Origin of the sequence: Candidatus Liberibacter africanus PTSAPSY (assembly GCF_001021085.1) — a bacterium.
Classification (GTDB): Bacteria; Pseudomonadota; Alphaproteobacteria; order Rhizobiales; family Rhizobiaceae; genus Liberibacter; species Liberibacter africanus.
Window position 1 is genome coordinate 166,766 of record NZ_CP004021.1, and the last position, 23,666, is coordinate 190,431.

Below are 23,666 nucleotides of genomic sequence, written 5' to 3' on the forward strand. Positions count from 1 at the left end.
AATTTTAAAATATACTATTAGCAGTATAGTAATAAATATTTACATCTTTTTACAAGAATGTTTCTTTTTCTCAATTAAAATACGAATATTTAATGCCAAAAACCTATATTAAAAAATTGCTTTTTATGATCTCCCAGACATTTTACCAAATCCTTCAATCATAGCTTCTTGAGATTCGATTTGATGAATCTGCAGATGAATTTCATGCAGGGTAGACATCAAAAAATCAGCTTTTTTTTCTTCACCCCTTGCAGTCACTTGAGCAATTTGCTTTTCAATATCTTCTTTTTGACGCGATAATAACCGAAAACGTTTGTATAACGCGAGCGCCTGTTGATAACCTTGACGCACGTCTACAATATGTGCTTCAGGAGTTGCGCTCCACAACCCAGCATCTCGAATTTGTTTATCAAGCCGTTTTAATAATTCACTAAAGCCACGTGCACAAAGCTTTTTATTTAATACTTCATGCGAAAAATCTTTTTGCACAACAAAATCACTAAATAAAAAAGTCCACATTTTCTGTAATTCTTCATTATCATAACGAATATCAGCTAATTCTTGATATTGTTCTTGCAAAATTATTGGGTGATTAATCAAAGTCAATAACAGTGCGGCTTCCCGCAAAGATGGTTTTGTGGAAAGTTTTCCTTGTACAAGAGAAGATTGCATTAATCGTTGTGAAGGCCCTTTTTGATCTTTGTATCTTGCATTTTTTTTCCAATATCGATTGTATGCAGAATGTTCTGTTATATTTTGCCGAAACAACTTATTAAGACGATCCTTAATTACTTGCATATAATAATACCGTAATTTTTGATCTTTAATATAATTAACGCAATTTTTAAGACGCACTTCTAATTCAGCACGCGCGTCAGGAGTGTCAAAGGAATAGTTTGCCGTTTCACGATTCCACAACATATCTACCAATGGCAATGATTCCATAATCAATCGTTCAAAAGCTTCCTTACCATAGGATCGAACAAAACTATCTGGATCTTCACCTCCCGACAATAAAATAAAACTAACTCTATTCCCAGGGATTAAATGATTTAAGACAAGATCAATAGCGTTATAGGCTGCACGCAAACCAGGATCATCACCATCAAAACATAATACTACACGAGAAGATAACTTCCATAGAAGACGTAACTGATATTCTGTTAAAGCTGTACCAAGAGAAGAAACAACATTTTGTATTCCAGCTTGATGCAAAGAAATGACATCCACATATCCCTCTACAAGCACAATGAAAGAAGAGGTCTTTCTTTGCATATCCTGTCTTGTTGATTTTTGAATATAATTAAGAGCCCCAAAAAAATTATAAAGATTCTTTCCTTTATGAAAAAGAATTGTTTCTGGTGAATTAAGATATTTAACATTATCCCCTTTTGAAAGAGCACGCCCTCCAAAAGCAATAACTTTCCCTCTAGAAGAAAATATGGGGAAAATAAGACGATTGCGAAATCTATCATAAGGAGTAGTGATATTATCACCATAAATCAAAAGACCTGCTTCAATAATTTTTTCTTGAGAAAAACCTTTTTGAAGTAAATATTCCCTTAAAGAGTGACGATTATCCGAGGCATATCCTAACTTAAATATCTCTACAGAAGAAGAATTGATTCCACGTTCATCTAAATAAAATTGCAAACGCTTATCATGAGTTTTTTTCAAAGAACAGGAAAAAAAATGCGCAGCTGTTTCCATAAGATGTATTAAGCTCGTCTGTATTTTTGCTTTTTTCTCTAATGTGGGATCAATAACTGGTAATGAAACACCTGCTATTGCAGCTAATTTTTGTACAGATTCAATAAAAGAACACCCAAATAATGCTGATAAAAAAGCCAGATGATCACCTGTTGCATGACAACCAAAACAATAATAAAAACCCTTTCTATCATCACAATGAAAGCTTGGAGTTTTTTCATTATGGAAAGGACAACAAGCCCAATAATCACCTTTTACTGAATTCGTCTTTTTTCGATCCCAATCAACATGTTGACCAATTAAACCGGAAAGAGGAATACTAATAATAAGATCTTTTATAAAATCACGATAATAGTTCATATTTTTATCTACTTACATGGAATATAATTATTTTTTATTCTATTTTTAAATAGAATTTTCTTAACAAAAAAGTAGGAGCACTATAGCTTATATTCATTCATGTATTATTTTTTATTATTTGGACAATCTTTGTTACGCCTACAATATGTTGAAGATCAAAAGCAATTTCAGATGATATGGGGTATTGATCAAGCGTTATTTCTATCTCAGTTGTTTCTTGTGATTTAACGAAAATTAAACTTATCTTGCCTTTTTTATCACTACTTTTAGCTTGACGATTTTGGAAATATTTATGAATTTCTTTAAGAGGACTATTATCCCTAAGATATATTTTTACAGAATCCAACATTCTCATGGATTCCTTCTCCAAAGATTTTACCCATAACAACCGAACCGAATCTCTTTTAAGAGAAAGATTTTCTTCCTGAGGAATGAAAATGATATAAGGCTTTTTTTCTATTAATAAAAAGGGTTTTTCTTTTTCTAATTTCTGTTTTTCTTGTAATGTCAAACGATTAGGATCTTCTTCTGCGTCTTGTAATATCATTTCCGTCGAATGATCATAACAATCCTCAAGACATAAAAAATCCTCATTTGCACCTAATGACTTTCTTTTATCTCTTCGATTATTTTTCGGGAAAAAAACTGCTTCATATTCCTTCCCTGGTTCAGAAAAAGTTACCCACCCTATTCTAGATCCTTTTCGTGTTTTCTTTTGATGTTTAGCCATCACCATAGCTGCTAATTGGATATTACTTCCACTGATCGTAGCAATGCTTTCTTCATATCCCTTAATACCGATTTTTTGCAGTATTGGTTTATACACATCAAGAGGATGTCCTGAGAAATAAAAACCTAATACCTGTCGTTCATTTTCAAATCTCGCAGAAGAATTCTCAACTGAAAATTCTTCCAAAGTAATTTTATCAGACAACTTTCCTTTCTCACAAGAAAAAATATTTTCTTGTTCATTCGTACGATTTTTTTCAATCCACTGTGCATACTTTTGAATATTATCAATAGATTGCAACAGTTGCGCACGACTATATCCAAAAAAATCCAAAGCTCCTGAAAAGACTAAACTCTCTAATACTCGACGATTTAATTGTTTTGAATCAACCCTAGAACAAAAATCTTCTAAACTATCAAACGGTTTATCTGCACGTGCTTCCATGATATGATGTGCCGTTGTTGTTCCTACGCCTTTGATCGCAGCTAAAGAATAATAAATACAATTTTCCCCTACTTCAAAATTCACACATGACGTCCTAACAGATGGGGGTATAATTTGAATATTAAATTGACGCGCATCCTGACAAAATTTCTTAATTCTTTCTACATTATCCATATCCAAAGTCATGGAAGCAGCTAAAAATTCAACAGGATAATGTGCTTTCATCCAGGCAGTTCGATACGAAATAACAGCATAAGCAGCTGCATGCGATTTATTAAAACCATAGTCTGCAAATTTTGCTAACAATTCAAAAATATTCACAGCCATCGTTCTGCTGATGCCATTTTTACTTGCTCCAGAAACAAAACGCTCTTTTTGCTGATCCATTTCCTCTTTAATTTTTTTCCCCATCGCACGTCGCAAAACATCTGCTTCACTAAGAGAATATCCAGAAAGTAGTTGTGCTATTTGCATAACTTGTTCTTGATAGATAATAACTCCTTGTGTTTCCTTGAGAATAGGATCAATTAATGGATGAATCGAAACTATTTTTTCTTTTCTATTTTTTCTATTATTATAAACAGCGATATTATCAATTGGACCAGGACGATACAACGAGACGAGAGCGATAATATCTTCAATACAATCCGGTTGCATACCTTCTAGAGCTTGACGCATCCCAGAACTTTCCAACTGGAATATGCCTAATGTACCTTTTGTCGTTAAAAGATTATATGTTTCACGATCATCAAAGGGAATGAGCGAAAAATCAACATCTATTCCTCGTTGAGATAATAAATCAAGGCTTTTTTGCAATAACGTCAACGTCTTAAGACCTAAAAAATCAAACTTAACGAGACCTGCTTTTTCAACCCATTTCATATTGAATTGTGTTACCGGAATATCAGATCGTACATCGCGATACATAGGTATTAATTTTGACAATGGACGATCACCAATCACAATACCCGCTGCATGAGTAGAAGCATGTCGATATAATCCTTCTAATTTTAGAGAAATTTCAAGAAGACGATTGACAAAAGGATCGTCTAAAATTGCTTCGCGAAAGCGAGAGTAATCCTTAATAGCTTCTTTAAGAGAAATAGGATGGGCTGGATTATTGGGTATTAACTTACAAAGACGATCAACTTGAGAATATGGCATTTGTAAAGCCCGACCTACATCTCGTAATGCTGCTTTAGCTTGCAAAGACCCAAAAGTAATAATTTGAGCTACTCGTTCATGCCCATATTTATCTTGCACATATCGAATAACTTCATCACGTCGATCTTGACAAAAATCAATATCAAAATCCGGCATAGACATCCGATCTGGATTTAAAAATCTCTCAAAAAGAAGAGAAAAACGCAAAGGATCAATATCGGTAATTGTTAAAGCATAAGCTGTGACAGAACCTGCCCCTGAACCACGTCCGGGACCTACTGGAATATTGTTTTTTTTAGACCATTGTATAAAGTCAGCTACGATTAAGAAATATCCTGAAAACTTCATACGCGCGATAATATCCAACTCAAACTCAAGACGTTTTCTATAATCTTGTTCACTATATCCTTTTGCTATACCTTGAGAAAGACGTATTTCCAATCCTGCCATTGCTTTATTCCGCAAGTCAATTTCTTCTAATTTTTCAACATCATCACAATCTTGTTCAATAAAACGTGGCAAAATTGGCTTATGTACTTGAAGTATAAAAGAACATCTTCGAGCAATTTCTACTGTGTTATCAAGGGCTTCTGGCAAGTCAGAAAATATGGAAATCATCTCAGAACGACTTTTTAAATAGTGATCAGAGGTAACTCGTGGACGATCTTCTTGCGATACAACGGTTGAATGTGCAACTGCTATCAATACATCATGAGCTTCATAATCTTCTTCGGATAAAAACAAGCAATTATTGGTTGCAACTAATGGCAAATCATGTGCATATGCCAATTGAACCACTTGATTCTCAAGACAATGATCGTATCCTTTATGCCGCTGTAAATTGACATAGAGACGGTTATCAAAAATCTTTTTAAAGGTTAAAATTCGTTCTTCTGCTACTTGAGGATTATTGAATAAAAAAGCTTGATCTATCGGGCTAAGTTTCCCTCCTGTTAACATAATCAAGCCTTCTGTACCTATTTCTTTCAACCAAGATAAACAAATACGAACGGATTCTTTGCCTTGATCCATAAGGTACATGCGACTAACAAGCTCAATTAATCTTTGATATCCTTCAGCAGTAGCCACTAAAAGAACAATAGAAGGAACAGTTGAGAAAGATGTTTTCCCCCTATTAGTCATTGTTAAGGCATCTTGCATATCAATATCTAATTGACAGCCGATAATAGGCTGAATACCAGCTGAACAAGCTTTTTGCGAAAATTCTAATGCACCAAAAAGATTATTCGTATCAGTAATAGCAATAGCAGGCTGTTGATCCGCAACTGTCTTATCCAAAATATTATTTAACGAAAGAGCTCCTTCCAACAAGGAATACGACGAATGTACGTGTAAATGTATAAAACCAGGTGACTGCTCTATGGTTCTCGGCATGGGTAATTTCTTTTTTTGTGAAGATCCACTAATAAAAACCATATTTTAAAAAGATATCCTCAAAACCTGCTGTATTAGACAATTCATATCCAATCCTCCCAATCCTTCCGTATATCGATTTCTCTGGAATAGAAAATTTTGCAAAAAATCAAAATCCATTATTGCGTATAAGTCACTTTCTTTTTTCATTAAATATGTATTTCAAAAAAAATTGAATGATCAAGAAACGATCTGATTATCTTAATTTGATCAATTGTGTGAAAAAATTTTGTTATATAACTATATATGGAATATTGTCTTATGCAATACAGTAATGAATCAATGGAGTACATCCGAAATCCACTAACTACTTGCTTATATCCTTCAAAATATTACCTAAGAAAAGTGTATAAAACAATCGCGTGTATTATGTATTACTAGCAAAATCATAGTACTTAATAAAATTACATGCGAAGACACTTAAATATATTTGATCATTTCTCCATATCGAGACGAAATGCAACAACTGCATTAAAGCAACGAATCAAAAGAATTATCCGTTTTTGTTATCAAGGATGAATATGCCACTAAGAAACATCTTCTTGTCTTTTAAAAACAAGGCTGTTCTTTTGCGACAACTCACGTAGCTCACGAATAAGCGGTTTAATAACCTCATCTGGATTGCTAAACCAATCTACCGACCAAATACGTCGAATATGCCATCCCATACGCTCTAAAACTTCTTTTCGCAAACAATCTCTATCTCGTGCAGATTTTGCAGAATTATATGTTGCACCATCACACTCGATCCCCATTAAATAATATCCTGGATTATCTGGATCGTATACAGCTACATCAATGGGGAAACCCATATCTCCTACTTGGGAATCACACGAAAAACCTGCTTTTTCAATTTCATTGATGACAGAAACAGAAAAATCACTCTCTTGCTTTTTATTTTCTGTTTTAAGAGAATGCTCCATATATCCTGTTTCAGCAAAATGTAAAAAGTCACGCATTACTCGAACACCAAGATTCGAATCTGTATCTACTGTTATGTCTAAATACCGCATCGTACTAAAAACATCTATACGCTTTCTAGATCGGGTAAACAGTACATTAAGACGCCTCCATCCAACAGCCGAAAATAGGACCAAAACGTTGGAAAACACGCCCACCTACCTCATTTGGACCATACGTAAATGAGATAAAAATTCTATCTCGCTCATCTCCCTGAACATTTTCTAAATTTTTAATAAAAAACGGATCTGCATGCATGCGCAACCGGCTAATCGCATTCCCTACTTCACTATCTTTGCGACATAATTTATTAATTGCACTTTCAATAAGGTAACGTTGTTTAGTATTCATTGCTATAACCCCCAAAGATTCTTCGGGATACTGTAAAGCATGATCTTTGACAGCAAGCGCAATAATGCGAGCTTCTTCATGGTTACCTTGATCTACAAACACACCATTTTTTACATGGGTAAAGCCAATCCCATATCTTTCCATATTAGTGAATGGGGAAGGGAAAACGATAAGGCTATTATCATAAAAGTAATAATTTGAACAAGCGATGAGATTTTCATTAAGTGATCGATAGTGCCATTGCAAACGACGCATCGGAAATAGAGGCAATAATGCATCTAGAATACTCTCAGTCTGACTAACTGCCGCCACCTCTTCATCATAAGATTCTTGATCAGAATCGTAATCAAAAAATCGGGTAGGAGGCAACTGTTTCGGATCTCCAACAACAACAAGTTGTTTCCCGCGAGCAATAACACCTAAAGCATCTTCTGGTTTAATTTGCGAAGATTCATCCATAATAACGAGATCGAAACTTATATCCTTAGGCTCTAAATAATAAGCTACAGACATAGGACTCATCATAAAACAAGGCTTTAACTGAAGAAGCGAATTTTTAGCACGAGAAATCAACTGTCGAATAGGTATATTTCGTGTTTTCTTGCCTAATTCACTACGAATCAAAGATAACTCGGTGTACTCAGACTTCAATCCACCCGAAACCCCTTGGGTAATTTTCTGATTGCCAATTACACTCACAATACGCTGCCTTTGAAGAAACTGTAATCTCTTGTTGCATTCGTGAAATCTCTCTTGTTTTGCAGAAAATTGAACAGCGGAATAATGCATTAAATGTGGCTTTTCGGTCAATATCTCGCGAGAAAGTTGATGATATATGGCAGCGAGTAAACCAGATTCTAAATAATTTACATCAAGGGTATTATTAAAAATTGCTCTTTGGATTACCTTTAACCCTTTGTCTTGCATATCTCGAACCATGTGGATTATGTTTATCCATCCATTTAACCAACGTGGTTTCTCGATAGCTTCAGAATTACGCGAAATCAATGCAACAAGATCATCATTACAACGAGCTGACCATTGGCTCCATGTCTAGTTGCGTATCTTTGACAAAAATTTCCTGCTTTTTAATCTGTTTCTGCCAAACCATTATCAACTTTTTAAGATCTTTGACAAAACAATCATAAGCATCATGATCATCAATATTATTGATTGCTTGGTTTAATTCATCACAAAGAACATATTCTTTTATAGAAGATATGAATTCCAATGTGCTATTGATAACACCTAAAGATTGATCATTCCCATCAAAAACACTTGGTTTAATTTCTTCTCCAAAAAACTCTTTAATTAGTGATTTTTCTTCTAATACCAAATTTCTCTTCTGTATTTGATGAAGTTTTGTACTAACATCATGAGCTTCTCGTAAAAGCATACCAGGGTCTTTAAACCAACTTTGCCAAGATTCAAAAGTATGAGATAATCTTTGAATAATAGAATGAAAGATATTACCTTCCCCAACCAAAATAGAAGAACTCTTCTGTAACTCTTTTTGTTTAGGTAACAATGAATTAAGATATTGAATATTATGAAGAACTTGTGCCATTTTTTTGCTGAGTTCTTCACGATGAAGTTTTTGAATCCTTTTGAAAAGTTGGCTATCCAACATTAAAAAACTATTAATGATATCTTTATCTAAAATAGGATTATCTTTGCGTAATTGATGAACCTTGCGATACCACGCTCTTATATTTTGCAAAGCTACTACATCCGTCGATAACCCGCGGTAATGCTCTCCTAACGCATTGCTAAAATTTCTTTTTTCAAGCTTTTCTTTTTCAAGTACAAACTGATAAGCATTTGGTAATTGGGCATATAGTTTTTTCCACGAAATACTAGGATTTTTCGCTAAACTAAGAATAGATGCTTTAGCCTGTTTCCAAGGTGCACTCCACGAAGAGAATAATCCTGATGAGTTAAGTGTTTTATTAAGGCCTTGTAAAACTTTTGCATCTGGAAGTTTTTTCATATTGAAAACATCTTCCAAAGATTCTCGAAGAACATTCAAAGAATCCAATCGTTCAAATAGCTCTTCTAATATAGAATCTATACCGCTATTATTAAAAAAATCATCTCTCAAACGCAATAACGATACCGGCAATGCATTTGCTAATTCCATTAGCAAAATAGATTTTTCAAAACCTTGGCAATTAGGAACAATCTTCTGAGAAAAAACTAAAGGGAAACATTGCATCAATCCTGAAAAAGATTCCCAATACTTCTCGCATGATACCATAATCTTCTTTAGAGAGGATATTATATTGTTCACTTCTTTGAAAGAAATCTCTGAACTAATACCAAATTCTTCGCATAAATCCGGGAAATCTGGTACATGTTTACCCATTTTCAAATCATCTATTTTTTGAGGAACTAAACAATTTTTGATATTATTGAAATCTTCTCGCACGTGATTAAAATCTATAACCCACTGCTTAATAGATGCCACGGAAGTATCTTCTAACTTTTTAAATGCTTTAAAAAGAAGTCAATCGAGAAATAGGGGGAATTTGATCAACCGCTTCAATCAACTGTCCTTGCCAATATAATAATTTCTGCCGTTGACTTTGAACACCATATTTATTTAAAAAAATATTCATGACTTTGTTGCCACTCAATAAGAGAAGATTGCCAATTACTTAAAGAAGAAATCGTATTATTATAATTGAGTATATGAACATCAGAACTATGAACACCATACCAAGGATGGTTCATTAATTCCGTATTTTCACCTGCTTGTTTGTGAAATTCTACGATAACATCTTTAAATGCCTTTACTTGATCTTCTAAACGCGAACGCAATAAACGACCTGCATTTTCTCCTGAAATACCTTCTACATGCAATTGTGAAGGATCCAATGGTAAACCATGACGATATCGAACAGCTCCCATTAAAATTTGATGAATACTTAACTCAGTATTCTTCCAAACTTGATTTATTTCTTGAGCATATTGATTTAATTGCTCTTTTAATTCTTCATAACGTGTAATTTCCACATCCAGTTCTTTGGGAAGTACTCGCATATTTCTACTATCAATACTTTTACGAAGATCATCAAGAATCGCACGCTTATGTACCTTATGACTATGTAATTCTAAACAAAAATCTCCTAAACCAGCCTTTTCTAAACGTTTTTTGACCACTTCAATGGCCGCCATTTTTTGAGCACAAAACAATATTTTTTTGCCATGCAACATCGCCGTAGCAATAATATTGGTAATAGTTTGTGATTTTCCTGTTCCTGGAGGTCATTCTATCACTAAATTCTTACCATTTATCACATCAATCAAAGCACTATGTTGCGAACTATCGGAATCATCAATCAAAGGAAAATACTTATGTGTGTCTTTTATATTATCAATTTTATATTCCATATAATAATCAGAAGAATAACCTTCCTTATCATTATCAAGTGATTGTGCAGTAAAAATACGCTGTATAATATCGTGATGGAGAATGTTCCCTTCTCCATCTGGCCAACGTAGAGGGTCAAAATCTAGACACATCAACATTTTACTAAAGTTCAGCAATCCTAACACACCATAGCGACGTACTGCCCAATGTGATTTGCTTTCTTCTATAATTTTTTGAATTTGAAGAAAATAATCTTCTGGCCACATACCCTCTTCAATTGGTGGTAATATAATTCCAAAATCACTTTGTAATTTTTCTTTTAGAGAAAGATTCAAGAGTATTTCTTCACCCGTATAACGTAATTGGTATTGCGGAATACCTGGATGCGAAACAGAATTTCTTTTTTCTAATACAACAGGGATCGTAAACAACGGAGCTAATCGGGGATTACTATAATCATCTATTTCATACCATTCAAGAAATCCCAAAACAATATATAGTATAGAAGTCCCAGTTTCTTTTATAGAACTCTGTGATTTTTCGTTTATTAATCGTAAAACGCTTTCTAATTTATCTTGAAAGTAAACGGTTTGTATTTGATTGTCTGCCAAACGATTTTTAAAATAAGGTGGTTTTAATGGCTTATGCTCTTTAATTGCACGTTCCAAATCTTCTATATCTACATAACCATAATTCTGTATAATAGAGGTCAATTTCTGCAAACTAATATTTATATTATTCTCTATTACACTTACATCTATGGAATAATTAGAGCTTTTTATATGTGTAACAATTAAATCTCTTACTTTTTGAAGAATACGATAATTTTTTTCTTCATCGTCAAAACTATATTCTACAGGCAAATCGTAGTTAATGCTACAACCTAATTTATCAATCCAAGTAGATTCATTTATAGCATGATACTCATCAGCATCGGAAAAACCATGTTCCTGAGCTTGTTTTTTTGTGGGCATAGGAAGTGGCACAAACTGCATTACTTCTTCACTAAAAATTTGCTGATACAACTGATTAGGTGATGTATTGAAAATCCGCAATGCAGACTTTTGATCTATGCGGAAATTCAGTAGTTTATTCTGCATACTACGATCGAAAAGTTTACGACGCATATCTTCAAGACATTGACTTACATGTTTTATTTTATAATTATTCATCAAAAATTTCCCGCCTATCACATCCTTACAAAGAAATTGAATTGCATAAGACTCTAAAAAATAGGCTCTTGTATATTACGTGATTAATTAACCTCCCTCACATTGATTGATTATTCATCAACAAACCTCTCGCTGTTGAAAAATATAATCAAACTGCAAAGAACAGATTAGTTATAACAAAAATACGTGATTGCATGTATTCTTACTCGGCTCTAGCAGAATACTTTATATTCTATATTTTAATAAAAATAAACTTATTAAGGTTAATATCATTAATCTTTTGTAATATTGAACTATAATAACAAGTAAATTAGCAAAAAAAGTAACTTTTCATGTTGTTTTATTGATCAACATTATTAAATATAAAAATAAAAATTTTTATTATATCTATAATATTTCTTTACAATAATCCTTCTAATAAAATTTAGAATTGAGAACTTTTTGCTGTAATTTAAAAGTCAATTTTCTAGCAGATAATCCTTTACTAGAAAAAAAAATAATAGTTAACATTTATTTATTCATGTAGCAAACGTGTTTCTTATTTTTTATATTATAAGCTTTCTAAAATTAAAATATAATACGATAGGAATATAATATGGATTCTCCTGAAAATTCAAAACCTAAAAATAGCAAACCCTCTGCCAGAAAACCCAAAACTAAAATTTCTGCGGAAAATGAATTGCAATACATCAAAAATGATTTACGAGACATAAAAATTGATATCAGAGAATTTCGCGCTGATATCTATAATGAATTACATGAAGCAAGTTCTGTCTATACTTTATTAAAGAACGGAAACGCGCGAACTTTCTCATCAGTGAAAATGTTACGAGATTTAATTGAGGAAAATATTGAATATAATAATAAAAAACTAGAAGAAATAAACAAACATATCCAAAAAAATCAATTTATTTTACTTATTTATATGCCAATAATTATTGCAATAAATATACTAATATTAGCAAAATACCTTATATAAAATTATATATTATATGAAAGTAACAATAGAAATATTCTATAAATTTGTTTAAAATTCATCATTACTTTTATACTTATAAGTAATATTATTATTTAATTATATCAATGTATTTTAAAATATATTAAAATATCTGTTTTTCTCATATCAAATATAGGAAAATAAATTGATTTTTTCTTATTATTTCTTATACAAAAAGCATCAACGCTACCATTCGAAAAATCATAGGGAAATCACATGACCTTTCTGTTTAAAATTATAAACTTAATTTTAGAATTATATTCCAATATGATAATAATGAGAATTATAATCTCTTTTCTCTATACCTATAACATAGTCAATACATACAATGTTTTTGTACAAACGGCTAAACAAATACTTTATAATTCTACAGAACCACTCTTATCGTTAACTAGAAGAATTATGCCCCTATTGGGAATAAATTTTATAAAAATAGACCTGTCGCCCATCATTTCTCTAATCGCAATATATATTTTACAATGCTTTTTAAAATTTCTTATATTACAATAAAGTTTTTCTATAAAATATAATATACCTTATGAAAATTGACAGTCAGTCCTATATCAAGTTAAAACGAAATGATTTCTATACTTAGTATAAAAAGTCTCTAAAAAATATCCTCTACTTTATGAGGAGACTTCCCAAAAGAGCGCTCTTTCAAAAATATTCTTTTACTCTTTTAGTGCCCTTTGAATAGATTCTAATATGATCTTATGAGCACTATCAACGCCTTCCCAACCATCTAATTTAGACCATTTCCCATGCTCAAGATCTTTGTAATGTTTAAAAAAGTGTTCCACTTTTCGCAAGTAAGAATCAGGGACATCTTTATAACTTTTAATTGAATCATATAAGCAACTTATATTCTGCGATGGAACGGATAGTATTTTTTCATCCATTCCTCCATCGTCTTCCATTTTCATCACGCCGATAGGACGAACACTTATAACAGAACCGGGTAAAATAGGCTCTTCATTATATATAATAACATCAATCGGATCTCCATCATCAGAGAGAGTATTTGGAATAAAACCATAATTTCCCGGATAAAGCATAGAAGTAGAAATGAAACGATCAACTACAAGAACACCACTTTTCTTATCTAGTTCATATTTAATAGGATGACCACCAAGAGAAATTTCAACAAAAACATTAACATCTACTGGTGAATTAGAACCCACGGAAATTTCATTTAATTTCATAAATTTTTTCATCCTTTTTACATATTATTTTCAAGTAAAACGACTCTTTATAGTGAAATTTAAGAATTATTATTTCTTAATTGAACTCGTATAAATTTACCGACTTTCCTCTTCTTTTCCGTTCATTAGGATCTAAATACATTTTCCTCAAACGAATAGACTTAGGCGTTACTTCAACTAACTCGTCGTTTTCTATCCATGACAATGCTTGTTCTAAACTCATCTTAACAGCAGGCACTAACTTAATAGCCTCATCTTTCCCTGAAGCACGCATATTTGTTAATTTTTTACCCTTTAGAACATTAACATCTAGATCATTTTCGCGTGTATGAATCCCAACTATCATTCCTTGGTATACTTTATCCCCTGGCTCTACAATCATAGAACCACGATCCTCGAGGTTAAACAACGCATATGCCACTGCCTTACCTTCTTCATTAGATAAAAGAACACCATTATTACGACCACCCATTTCTCCCTTATGGGGTTGATAAGAATGGAACAAACGATTCATGATAGCAGTACCGCGCGTATCAGTCATTAATTGTGACTGATACCCTATTAAACCACGCGTAGGAGAAAGGAATACAAGACGAACGCGATTCAAACCTGAAGGACGTAACTCTATCATTTCAGATTTGTGCAAAGTCATTCTCTGTACGACCGCTCCAGAATATTCTTCATCAACATCAATAACAACCTCTTCAACAGGCTCTAAAATATCATCTCCTTCTTTTTTCATGACAACACGGGGACGTGAAACCGCTAATTCAAAGCCCTCACGACGCATAGTTTCAATCAAAACAGCAAGTTGAAGTTCTCCCCTACCAGATACGAAAAAAGCATCTTTTGAACTGCTTTCCTCAACTCTCAACGCAATATTACCTTCTGCTTCCTTAAAAAGACGATCTCGTATCATACGACTCGTAACTTTGTCTCCTTCAGTACCAGCTAAAGGAGAATCACTAACAACAAATGTCATCGTTACAGTTGGAGGATCGATAGGCTGTGCTTTTAATGGTTCATCAACCGAAGAATCACAAAAGGTATCGGCGACTGTTGCCTTAACCAAGCCAGCAACAGAAACTATATCTCCCGCATGTGCTTCATCTATTGGTTGACGATCAATTCCACGAAAAGCAAGGATCTTCGAAACACGACCAACCTCAACGAGAGCACCATCCGGACTAAGAGCCTTAATATTTTGATTGGATCTAACAGTCCCTGAATGAATACGTCCTGTTATAACGCGACCTAAAAATGGATTTTTCTCTAAAATAGTCCCTATCATTTTAAATTCTCCATCACCAACGATAGGAGGAGGAACATGCTCGACTATACGATCTAAAAGAGGTGCTAAACCTTGATCCCGAGAACCATTAGGAGAATCACTCATCCAACCAACACGACCAGAACCATAAAGAATAGGAAAATCTAGCTGAGCATCAGTTGCATCTAAAGCTGAAAAAAGGTCAAAAACTTCGTTTATTACTTCATCGGCACGTGCATCAGAACGATCTACTTTATTTACAACAACTATTGGACGAAGACCTATTTTTAAAGCTTTACCAACAACAAATTTAGTTTGTGGCATAGGACCTTCAGCAGCATCAACTAGTACAACAACACTTTCTACCATACATAATATTCGCTCAACTTCACCTCCAAAATCAGCATGACCAGGAGTATCAACTATATTGATCCGCATATTATTCCAAACAATAGAAGTAACTTTTGCAAGTATAGTAATACCGCGTTCTTTTTCTAGATCATTAGAATCCATAACACGTTCGCTAACACGCTGATTATCACGAAAAACTCCCGATTGCTTGAGAAGCTCATCGACCAATGTTGTCTTTCCATGATCTACATGGGCAATAATAGCTATATTGCGAATCTGCATATATTTCAGTCTTTCATATATAATTACCGACATCATAAAATGAGATAAATAGCACTTGTTAAATATCTATCTCAATCTATTTAACGAAAAAAGCTTATAAAAAAACACCTTTTCGATGGACTAAACTTTATTACGCTTTGCCAAAGTACGCAAACGTAAAGCATGTAATTTTATAAAACCTTCTGAATCGTTTTGATTATAAGAATCCAAGTCATCTTCAAAAGTTACAAGCTTATCCGAATATAAAGATTTATCGCTTTCACGACCAACAATCATTACATTTCCCTTATAAAGCTTTAGCTTAACAGAACCTTCTACACATTCTTGGCTCTTATCAATTAACGCTTGCAACATTTCTCTCTCCGGAGAAAACCAAAACCCCTGATAAATCATATTTGCATAGCGAGACATCAAATCATCCTTCAAATGAGCCGCCCCTGAATCTAAAGAGATAGATTCAATAGCACGATGAGCATGCAATAAAATAGTGCCCCCAGGGGTTTCATATACACCTCGAGACTTCATCCCAATAAACCTATTTTCCACTATATCAATGCGTCCAATTCCATTACAACAAGCATACTGATTTAACTTATCTAACAACACTTCTGGTGGCATTAGCTCATCATTAATAGCAATAGGATCACCCTTTTTAAAATCAATTTTAATAATAGTAGATTCATCGGGAGCATCTTCAGGAGACACAATAATTTTATAAACATATTCGGGTGCTGGATGCGATGGATCTTCTAGCACTCTACCTTCAGACGAAGAATGTAGTAAATTAGTATCTACAGAGAATGGCGCTTCCCCTTTTTTATTTTTATCTATAGGAATTGCGTGCTTTTGAGCAAAATCAATAAGGTCTTGCCTACCTTTAAAAGACCAATGTCTCCATGGAGCAATAATTTTTATATCCGAATTCAAAGCATACGAAGATAATTCGAAACGCACTTGGTCATTGCCCTTGCCAGTAGATCCATGCGCAATGGCATCTGCCCCTGTTCCCCTCGCTATATCAACGAGATATTTAGAAATTAAAGGACGAGCAATAGCCGTACCTAACAAATAAGATCCTTCATATAAAGCATTAGCTCTAAACATAGGAAATACAAAATCACGAACAAATTCTCTACGCAAATCTTTCACGTAGACTTCCTTCGCTCCAAGAAACTTAGCTTTTTCGCACGCAATATTTAACTCTTCTCCTTGACCAAGATCAGCGATAAATACCACTACTTCTAAGCCCTTTTCCACTTGAAGCCACTTTAATATAATTGAAGTATCAAGACCACCTGAATAAGCTAGAACAACCTTTTTTACACTTTTTGACAAAATATGATCCTATATCTCAAACAAAAAAAAATATAACGAAGGGGAAAGTAATGCCATATATATGTGTAAAAAAACAATTTTCCTATGGCATATAATTAAGAAAACAAAAAAACATATTAGAAATATATCACCTACTAACAAACTGATATACGTCTAAATTCGAAAAAATCTAAAAAAACCTATTTTACACCAACCAAGAAATAGACAGTATCGTGCGATATAAAGAGGTAATCATCATTTCTCTTATTTATTAGATTTAGGATTTATAGAAGTTCCTTTCGCAGAAATATCGCGATCTACGAACTCAATTACTGCCATAGGAGCACTATCACCATAACGAAATCCAGTTCTCATAATCCTCAAATATCCACCAGAACGATTAGCATAACGGGCAGCTATTACACTAAATAATTTACCAACAACTTTACAATCTCTAATTCTAGATATTGCTAAACGACGCGAATGCAAGCTACTTCTTTTCCCCAAAGTAACAAGTTTCTCAACAATTGGACGCAATTCCTTTGCTTTTGGAAGCGTAGTTACAATCTGCTCATGCCAAATAAGAGAAGCAGCCATATTAGAGAACATAGCTTTACGATGACTAGAAGTCCTATTTAACTTCCTTCCACTTATAGCATGTCGCATTATATTACTCTCCTTTTATCAAAAAAAATCAATCTCATCTTAACACTTATCTTCATATTTTTTTGCTAACTCTTCTATGCTTTCTGGAGGCCAGTCTGGCAAATTCATACCAAGAAACAATCCCATAGTTGCCAAAACTCCCTTGATTTCTAAAAGAGATTTACGACCAAAATTAGCCGTACGCAACATTTCAGCCTCAGTTTTTCGAATCAAATCTCCTATATAAACAATATTATCACTCTTTAAACAGTTAGCAGAACGAACAGAAAGTTCCAATTCATCAACTTTTTTCAAAAGAGCAGGATTAAAAGGAAGAGAATCTACATCCATACCTTCTTTTTCTTCCTTTTTAGGATCATCAAAATTGATAAACATACTCAATTGATCCTGTAAAATACGTGATGCAAAAGCAACCGCATCCTCACCACTAACAGAACCATCAGTATCAATAGTCATACTTAATTTATCATAATCAAGATTCTGCCCTTCACGTGCACTCTCTACTTTATAAGAAACTTTTTTGATGGGAGAATATAAAGCATCAATAGCAATCAAACCAATAGGATCATTTTCTGTACTATGATGTTTAGCAGGAACATAACCATGCCCCTTAGAAACTGTTAACTCCATACGAACAACTGCGTCTACATCAAGATTACAAACCACATGATCTGGATTAAGAACTTCAATATCATTAACAGTTTGTATATCACCTGCAGTAACCACTCCAGGGCCACGTTTGAATATAGTCACCCGCTTACTCGAGTCAGCTGACATTTTTAAGTTAATGCCTTTAATATTAAGAATAATATTTGTTAGATCTTCGCGAACTCCCTTAATAGAAGATATTTCATGCAAAACACCATCAATTTGAACAGCAGTTATTGCAGCACCACGCAACGAAGACATCAATACTCGACGAAGAGCATTACCAAGAGTATGAGCAAAACCACGAGGAAGAGGCTCTGCAATCATCAAAGTTCTGTTCTCTTCTTCTTGCCCTAGGGCTATAAACTCAATATTATTAGGCTTAATTAATTCTTGCCAGTTTTTTTGGATCATAATACCAACCTTTTTAAAATCACCAACAACCAATCGAAATAGCTAGCACAATCCACAACTAAATTGAATGGGAAAAGCACGCAAAGAGGTTTAAATGCGACGTCTTTTACGCGGACGACATCCATTATGAGCTATCATAGTCACGTCACAAATAGAAACAATAGTAAAACCAATAGCTCGCAATGCTCTTAAAGCAGAATCACGCCCAGCACCTAATCCACTTACCTTTACTTCTAGCGAAGACATCCCATGATTTTTAGCTTTTGTTGAACAATCATCTGTTGCAACCTGAGCAGCAAATGGACTGTTCTTCCGGGATCCAGAAAAACCTACTACTTTAGGAGAAGACCACGCGATAGTATTCCCATGAGGATCTGTTATCGTAATCCTAGTATTATTAAACGTTGATACCACATGAGCACGACCAGAAACTATGTTTTTCCGCTCACGATTCCGAACACGAGAAGGATTCTTGAGCATTACAACTTATCCCCCCCTATTCTCCTTAAATATCCCAAACTAATAAACAAATTAAACTCCTTAAAACTTCAAAAAATTAAACCACGAAGACTATCTCTTTCTAGAGACTCCACCCTTACCTGACTTCTTTCTAGTACGAGCGTTTGTATGAGTGCGCTGCCCGCGAACAGGAAGACCGCGACGATGCCTCAAACCACGATAACAACCTAAATCCATCAATCTCTTTATATTCATAGCAACCGATCGACGTAAATCACCTTCAACTTGATAGTCCTGCTCAATAGCCTGACGAATCTTAATAACCTCTGATTCAACCAATTGATGAACGCGACGTTCCGGAGGAATCGCTAGTTTATTACAAATATCTTGCGAACTTTTAAAACCAATACCATGTATATAACAAAGCGCTCTAACTACACGCTTTGCACGTGGTATATTGACACCAGCAATACGGGCCACACTAATATCCCTTTCCTAAACAAGCACTAAATCTATAGGATGTGAGTTTCATTTAAAATACCCCAAAACAATATAAAAAAACACACGTTTTAGAGAACCTATCGAAATAAACGAAAATAATCAACCACTACAATATTTTTTCCTTTCTTATAGAAACAAGAAGTGAATCTATATTTTTTGAAACTACATCTATATCTAACATACCATCAATTACATGTAATAAACCCATATCATGATAATAAGAAAACAGAGGACGCATTGTCCTATGATAATCTTCAATCCTTTTAAGGAAAACATCATATTTATCATCTGATCGAACAGATCTCTCAGAAGAAATAGCCTCCGAAACGCGTGCTTGTATCCTCTCAAACATAGAAGAATGATCGACACGCAACTCAATTACTGCATCTATAAAACAATTTATTTCAGAAACAAGAACTTGCAAGCTCTTAGCTTGGTCTATAGTTCTAGGATAACCATCAAGAATGAAACCAGAAGAACAACTAGGTAGTCTTATTCGATCGCGAACAACCTGATTAATAATATTATCAGAAATCAACCCCCCTGTTTCCATAATGCCCCTAACTTCTTGACCAAGAGGCGTATTTCTATCTACCTCTGCACGAAGGATATCACCCGTGGATAATTGTGGAATTTCCAACTTATGAGACAAACGAGAAGCTTGTGTTCCTTTTCCAGATCCTGGAGGCCCTAAAAATACAATTATCATGAACTTTTCTTTTTACCACGAGATTTCTTTAATACTCCTTCATATTGCTGCGCAATCAAGTATCCCTGAATCTGCATCACCGTATCTAAAATGACACTTACAATAATTAACAAGGAAGTTCCACTTAGCGATACAGGTATTCCAGTAATCCAAACCAAAGCTTCTGGAAAAATACATATACACACGAGATATATAGTCCCAATAACCGTAACACGAGTTAAAACATAATCAATATGAAGTGCAGTACGATCTCCTGGACGAATCCCAGGAATAAATCCACCATGCTTTTTAAGGTTATCAGCCACCTCTTTCGGATTAAAAACGATAGCAGTATAAAAAAAAGAAAAAAAGGCAATAAATACAGAATACATTATCATATATAATAATTGACCACGCCCCAAAGAGTTAACTAGATTGGCCATCCACACTGAAGATGAACTAAAATCAACAAAACCCGCAATAGTAGCAGGCAGCAATAACAATGAAGAAGCAAATATTGAAGGAACAACACCCGCTGTATTTAGTTTAAGAGGCAAATAAGAGACATCATTTTGAAACATACGATTACCTACTTGACGTTTTGGATACTGAATAAGCAAACGACGTTGCGCTCTCTCACAAAACACCACAAAAGCAATGGCCACAATAATAGAAAAAAAAATCAATAATATTAAAAAAGTAGAAATACTTCCCACTCTTCCAAGCTCAAGGAAACCAACAAAGGAAGAAGGCAAATTAGCAACAATACCACTAAAAATAATCAAAGAAACACCATTTCCTATACCACGTGCGGTAATTTGCTCCCCCAACCACACAAGAAACATCGTTCCACCAAGAAGCGTAATAACTGTAGAAAAAACAAAGAAAGAATCAGAAGCAGCGACAATTCCTTGAGCATTTTTCAAACCAATTGCAATGCCGTAAGCCTGTAAAATTCCCAAAAATACAGTAGCATACCTAGTGTATTGATTAATTATCTTACGTCCGTGCTCTCCTTCCTTCTTAATATTTTCAAGAGAAGGAACTACTGCTGCTATCAATTGAACAATAATGGATGCAGAAATATAAGGCATAATACCCAAGGCTAAAACTGCCATACGCTCTACAGCCCCTCCTGAGAACATATTAAATATACCAAATATACCCGCACTCTTCGATTGAAATGCCTTCGTATAAGCAACAAGATCAATACCTGGCAAAGGGACATGTGTGCCAAAACGATACACTATAAGAGCAAAAATAGTAAACACAATCCTAGATTTTAAATCTTTTGCTTTTGAGAAAGATGAAAGAGTTAAATTAGAAACGAATTGTTCTACCGCAGACGCCATAAAAAATCCTATCCCTTAAAATTACAAAAAAAATTAAACCATGTAAAACTAAACGTTTTAATAGCTATAAATAACCTTCACAAGTTATATTATCAATGACCAAATAATTTATAATATGCAAAAACATCAAACGATAATAACTTTACCACCTAATTTCTCAATTTTTGCAACTGCAGAAGCCGAAGCACCTGAAACGCGCAGGACCACTTTTGATTTCAGATCACCATCGGATAAAACACGGACTCCCTTTTGACAACGTCTTATAATACCAGAAGAAAGAAGAGTATTCGCATCTATTTCTGAAGAAAAGTCTAACTTACCTTTATCAATACAAGATTGTAACCGTCCCAACGATATCGTTACAAAACTAGAAGAAGAAATATTTACAAATCCACGCTTCGGTAAACGCCTATATAAAGGCATTTGTCCACCTTCAAAACCACGAATACTAACACCGGACCTAGATTTTTGTCCTTTAACACCTCTACCAGCTGTTTTTCCTGTTCCAGATCCAATTCCACGCGCAATCCGCTTTTTCGTCTTACAAGATCCTTTGTAACAATGAATTTCATTTAACTTCATTTTCTCAAATCCCCACTAATCTCATTCAACAACACGAACAAGATGACGGACGGCACAAATCATCCCGCGTGTAGAAGGAGTATCATCTAAAACACGACAACGATTCATCTTATTCAATCCTAGCCCAATTAAAACCTTACGCTGAATGGAAGGACGGCGGATAGGACTCCCAATCTGTTTAACAGTTATTTTTTTTACTTTAGGAGAAAGAGACACCTAATTACCTCCATTTTTTCTAGAAGAAGATCTAGATTTCAAATAAGAAACCCGTCTTGCCTGAAGAACAGAGTGCTTTATTCCCCTACGACTAGCCACATCCCTTGGATGGGATTGAGAACGAAGTACCTCGAAAGTAGCACGTACTACATTATGCGGATTAGAAGAACCAATAGATTTAGCAACTACATCATGTACACCAAGAACTTCACAAACCGCACGAATAGCACCTCCAGCGATAACACCAGTTCCAGCAGAAGCAGATCTCATTAAAACTTCACCAGCTCCATGACGCCCTATAGCATCATGATGCAAAGTACGTCCATCCAATAATGATACAGATATCATGTTACGCTTAGCGTCTTCAGTCGCTTTTCGAACTGCCTCAGGAACCTCTCGAGCAGTACTATGAGCAAAACCTACTTTACTTTTAGTATCCCCTACAACGACTAAAACAGAAAAGGCAAACCGACGACCACCTGGAAGAGCTGTACAAACACGGTTAATTGAAACAATTCGGTCAACAATATTATTATCACGCTCCTCACGATTCTGCCAATTTTCACGTTGAGAACGCTCTTTCTGCGCCATCCTTGATGACTCCCTTCTAAAAATAGTAAAAACCACAATACATTTGCTTGTTAAAAAATATCAAATATTAAAAAGCAATTCCACCTTTGCGAACCGCATCAGCCAATGCAGCAATTCTACCGCAGTACAAATTCATTCCACGATCAAAATAAACAGTTTTAACACCTACTTTTACTGCACGCTCTACCAAAATACTTCCAACAGCAGCAGCAGCATCTTTATCAGATCCATTTTTTAAAGACGCAAGAAGGGGTTCGTTTAAACTAGAAGCCGAAGCAATAGTATGACCGATACGGTCATCTATAATCTGTCCATATATATGTTTAGACGAACGGTAAACACTCAATCGCAAACGCCCTTTTGATACACTTTTCAAATTCCGACGTATACGATTCACACGACGAGAAAGAACTTTTTTCTTAATAGCCATATAAT

23 protein-coding genes are annotated in these 23,666 nt (G+C 34.3%); 2 read left to right on the top strand and 21 right to left on the bottom strand.

Annotated elements, in window-relative coordinates:
- Positions 1 to 123: 123 nt before the first annotated feature.
- From dnaG to G293_RS05895, 8 genes are all read right to left on the bottom strand, one after another.
- Positions 124 to 2,070, bottom strand: coding sequence for a DNA primase (gene dnaG, locus G293_RS00755; protein WP_047263879.1), 1,947 nt, complete (start codon positions 2,068 to 2,070; stop codon positions 124 to 126).
- Between the two features lie 97 nt (positions 2,071 to 2,167).
- Positions 2,168 to 5,803: a DNA polymerase III subunit alpha gene (dnaE, locus tag G293_RS00760; protein ID WP_047264646.1), complete on the bottom strand. Its 3,636-nt coding sequence runs from the start codon at positions 5,801 to 5,803 to the stop codon at positions 2,168 to 2,170.
- Between the two features lie 566 nt (positions 5,804 to 6,369).
- Positions 6,370 to 6,954, bottom strand: a complete 585-nt coding sequence (locus tag G293_RS05875; protein ID WP_244464411.1) for a hypothetical protein — start codon at positions 6,952 to 6,954, stop codon at positions 6,370 to 6,372.
- The gene (locus G293_RS05880) at positions 6,902 to 8,161 is read right to left on the bottom strand and encodes a DEAD/DEAH box helicase (RefSeq protein ID WP_244464412.1); all 1,260 of its coding nucleotides are present in this window, start codon (positions 8,159 to 8,161) and stop codon (positions 6,902 to 6,904) included. Before G293_RS05880 ends, G293_RS05875 begins: the two co-directional genes overlap by 53 nt.
- A gap of 16 nt (positions 8,162 to 8,177) precedes the next feature.
- Positions 8,178 to 9,620: a hypothetical protein gene (locus tag G293_RS05885; RefSeq protein ID WP_244464413.1), complete on the bottom strand. Its 1,443-nt coding sequence runs from the start codon at positions 9,618 to 9,620 to the stop codon at positions 8,178 to 8,180.
- A gap of 28 nt (positions 9,621 to 9,648) precedes the next feature.
- Positions 9,649 to 9,771 carry a hypothetical protein gene (locus G293_RS06000; protein ID WP_280136108.1) on the bottom strand — a complete coding sequence of 41 codons (123 nt, stop codon included), beginning with the start codon at positions 9,769 to 9,771 and terminating at the stop codon, positions 9,649 to 9,651.
- Complete coding sequence (locus tag G293_RS05890; protein WP_244464415.1) at positions 9,752 to 10,369, bottom strand: hypothetical protein; 618 nt, start codon at positions 10,367 to 10,369, stop codon at positions 9,752 to 9,754. Before G293_RS05890 ends, G293_RS06000 begins: the two co-directional genes overlap by 20 nt.
- A gap of 51 nt (positions 10,370 to 10,420) precedes the next feature.
- On the bottom strand, positions 10,421 to 11,698 hold the full coding sequence (locus G293_RS05895) for a DUF4011 domain-containing protein (protein ID WP_244464416.1): 1,278 nt from the start codon (positions 11,696 to 11,698) through the stop codon (positions 10,421 to 10,423).
- Between the two features lie 595 nt (positions 11,699 to 12,293).
- Between G293_RS05895 and G293_RS00770 the strand changes: the two genes are divergently transcribed.
- The gene (locus tag G293_RS00770) at positions 12,294 to 12,677 is read left to right on the top strand and encodes a hypothetical protein (RefSeq protein ID WP_047263880.1); all 384 of its coding nucleotides are present in this window, start codon (positions 12,294 to 12,296) and stop codon (positions 12,675 to 12,677) included.
- Positions 12,678 to 12,911: 234 nt separating this feature from the next.
- Entirely contained in the window at positions 12,912 to 13,205 is a 294-nt protein-coding gene (locus G293_RS05515; RefSeq protein ID WP_083965933.1) for a YggT family protein, read from the top strand.
- A 161-nt stretch (positions 13,206 to 13,366) separates the two neighbouring features.
- Here the strand turns inward: G293_RS05515 and ppa are convergent, their stop codons facing one another.
- The 13 genes from ppa to rplR all read right to left on the bottom strand — a co-directional run bounded on the left by ppa (position 13,367) and on the right by rplR (position 23,661).
- A complete protein-coding gene (gene ppa, locus G293_RS00775; RefSeq protein WP_047263881.1) occupies positions 13,367 to 13,897 on the bottom strand; it encodes an inorganic diphosphatase in 531 nt (176 codons plus the stop codon).
- A gap of 76 nt (positions 13,898 to 13,973) precedes the next feature.
- Complete coding sequence (gene typA / locus G293_RS00780) at positions 13,974 to 15,800, bottom strand: translational GTPase TypA (RefSeq protein ID WP_047263882.1); 1,827 nt, start codon at positions 15,798 to 15,800, stop codon at positions 13,974 to 13,976.
- A gap of 120 nt (positions 15,801 to 15,920) precedes the next feature.
- Positions 15,921 to 17,135 (bottom strand): argininosuccinate synthase, encoded by a 1,215-nt coding sequence (locus G293_RS00785; RefSeq protein ID WP_047263883.1) that lies wholly within the window; start codon positions 17,133 to 17,135, stop codon positions 15,921 to 15,923.
- Between the two features lie 243 nt (positions 17,136 to 17,378).
- Positions 17,379 to 17,780, bottom strand: a complete 402-nt coding sequence (gene rplQ / locus G293_RS00790; RefSeq protein ID WP_047263884.1) for a 50S ribosomal protein L17 — start codon at positions 17,778 to 17,780, stop codon at positions 17,379 to 17,381.
- Between the two features lie 39 nt (positions 17,781 to 17,819).
- Positions 17,820 to 18,842 (bottom strand): DNA-directed RNA polymerase subunit alpha, encoded by a 1,023-nt coding sequence (locus G293_RS00795; protein WP_047264647.1) that lies wholly within the window; start codon positions 18,840 to 18,842, stop codon positions 17,820 to 17,822.
- Between the two features lie 90 nt (positions 18,843 to 18,932).
- The gene (gene rpsK, locus G293_RS00800; protein WP_047263885.1) at positions 18,933 to 19,322 is read right to left on the bottom strand and encodes a 30S ribosomal protein S11; all 390 of its coding nucleotides are present in this window, start codon (positions 19,320 to 19,322) and stop codon (positions 18,933 to 18,935) included.
- A 90-nt stretch (positions 19,323 to 19,412) separates the two neighbouring features.
- Positions 19,413 to 19,781, bottom strand: coding sequence for a 30S ribosomal protein S13 (gene rpsM, locus G293_RS00805; protein ID WP_047263886.1), 369 nt, complete (start codon positions 19,779 to 19,781; stop codon positions 19,413 to 19,415).
- A gap of 127 nt (positions 19,782 to 19,908) precedes the next feature.
- Positions 19,909 to 20,511 carry an adenylate kinase gene (locus G293_RS00810; RefSeq protein ID WP_047263887.1) on the bottom strand — a complete coding sequence of 201 codons (603 nt, stop codon included), beginning with the start codon at positions 20,509 to 20,511 and terminating at the stop codon, positions 19,909 to 19,911.
- The gene (gene secY / locus G293_RS00815; RefSeq protein ID WP_047263888.1) at positions 20,508 to 21,842 is read right to left on the bottom strand and encodes a preprotein translocase subunit SecY; all 1,335 of its coding nucleotides are present in this window, start codon (positions 21,840 to 21,842) and stop codon (positions 20,508 to 20,510) included. The genes G293_RS00810 and secY overlap by 4 nt, the downstream gene beginning before the upstream one ends.
- Before the next feature lie 126 nt (positions 21,843 to 21,968).
- A complete protein-coding gene (gene rplO, locus G293_RS00820; RefSeq protein WP_047263889.1) occupies positions 21,969 to 22,424 on the bottom strand; it encodes a 50S ribosomal protein L15 in 456 nt (151 codons plus the stop codon).
- 21 nt (positions 22,425 to 22,445) lie between these two features.
- A complete protein-coding gene (gene rpmD / locus G293_RS00825) occupies positions 22,446 to 22,640 on the bottom strand; it encodes a 50S ribosomal protein L30 (RefSeq protein ID WP_047263890.1) in 195 nt (64 codons plus the stop codon).
- Positions 22,641 to 23,231 (bottom strand): 30S ribosomal protein S5, encoded by a 591-nt coding sequence (gene rpsE, locus G293_RS00830; protein WP_047263891.1) that lies wholly within the window; start codon positions 23,229 to 23,231, stop codon positions 22,641 to 22,643.
- A gap of 67 nt (positions 23,232 to 23,298) precedes the next feature.
- Positions 23,299 to 23,661 carry a 50S ribosomal protein L18 gene (gene rplR, locus G293_RS00835; protein WP_047263892.1) on the bottom strand — a complete coding sequence of 121 codons (363 nt, stop codon included), beginning with the start codon at positions 23,659 to 23,661 and terminating at the stop codon, positions 23,299 to 23,301.
- Positions 23,662 to 23,666: the final 5 nt, after the last annotated feature.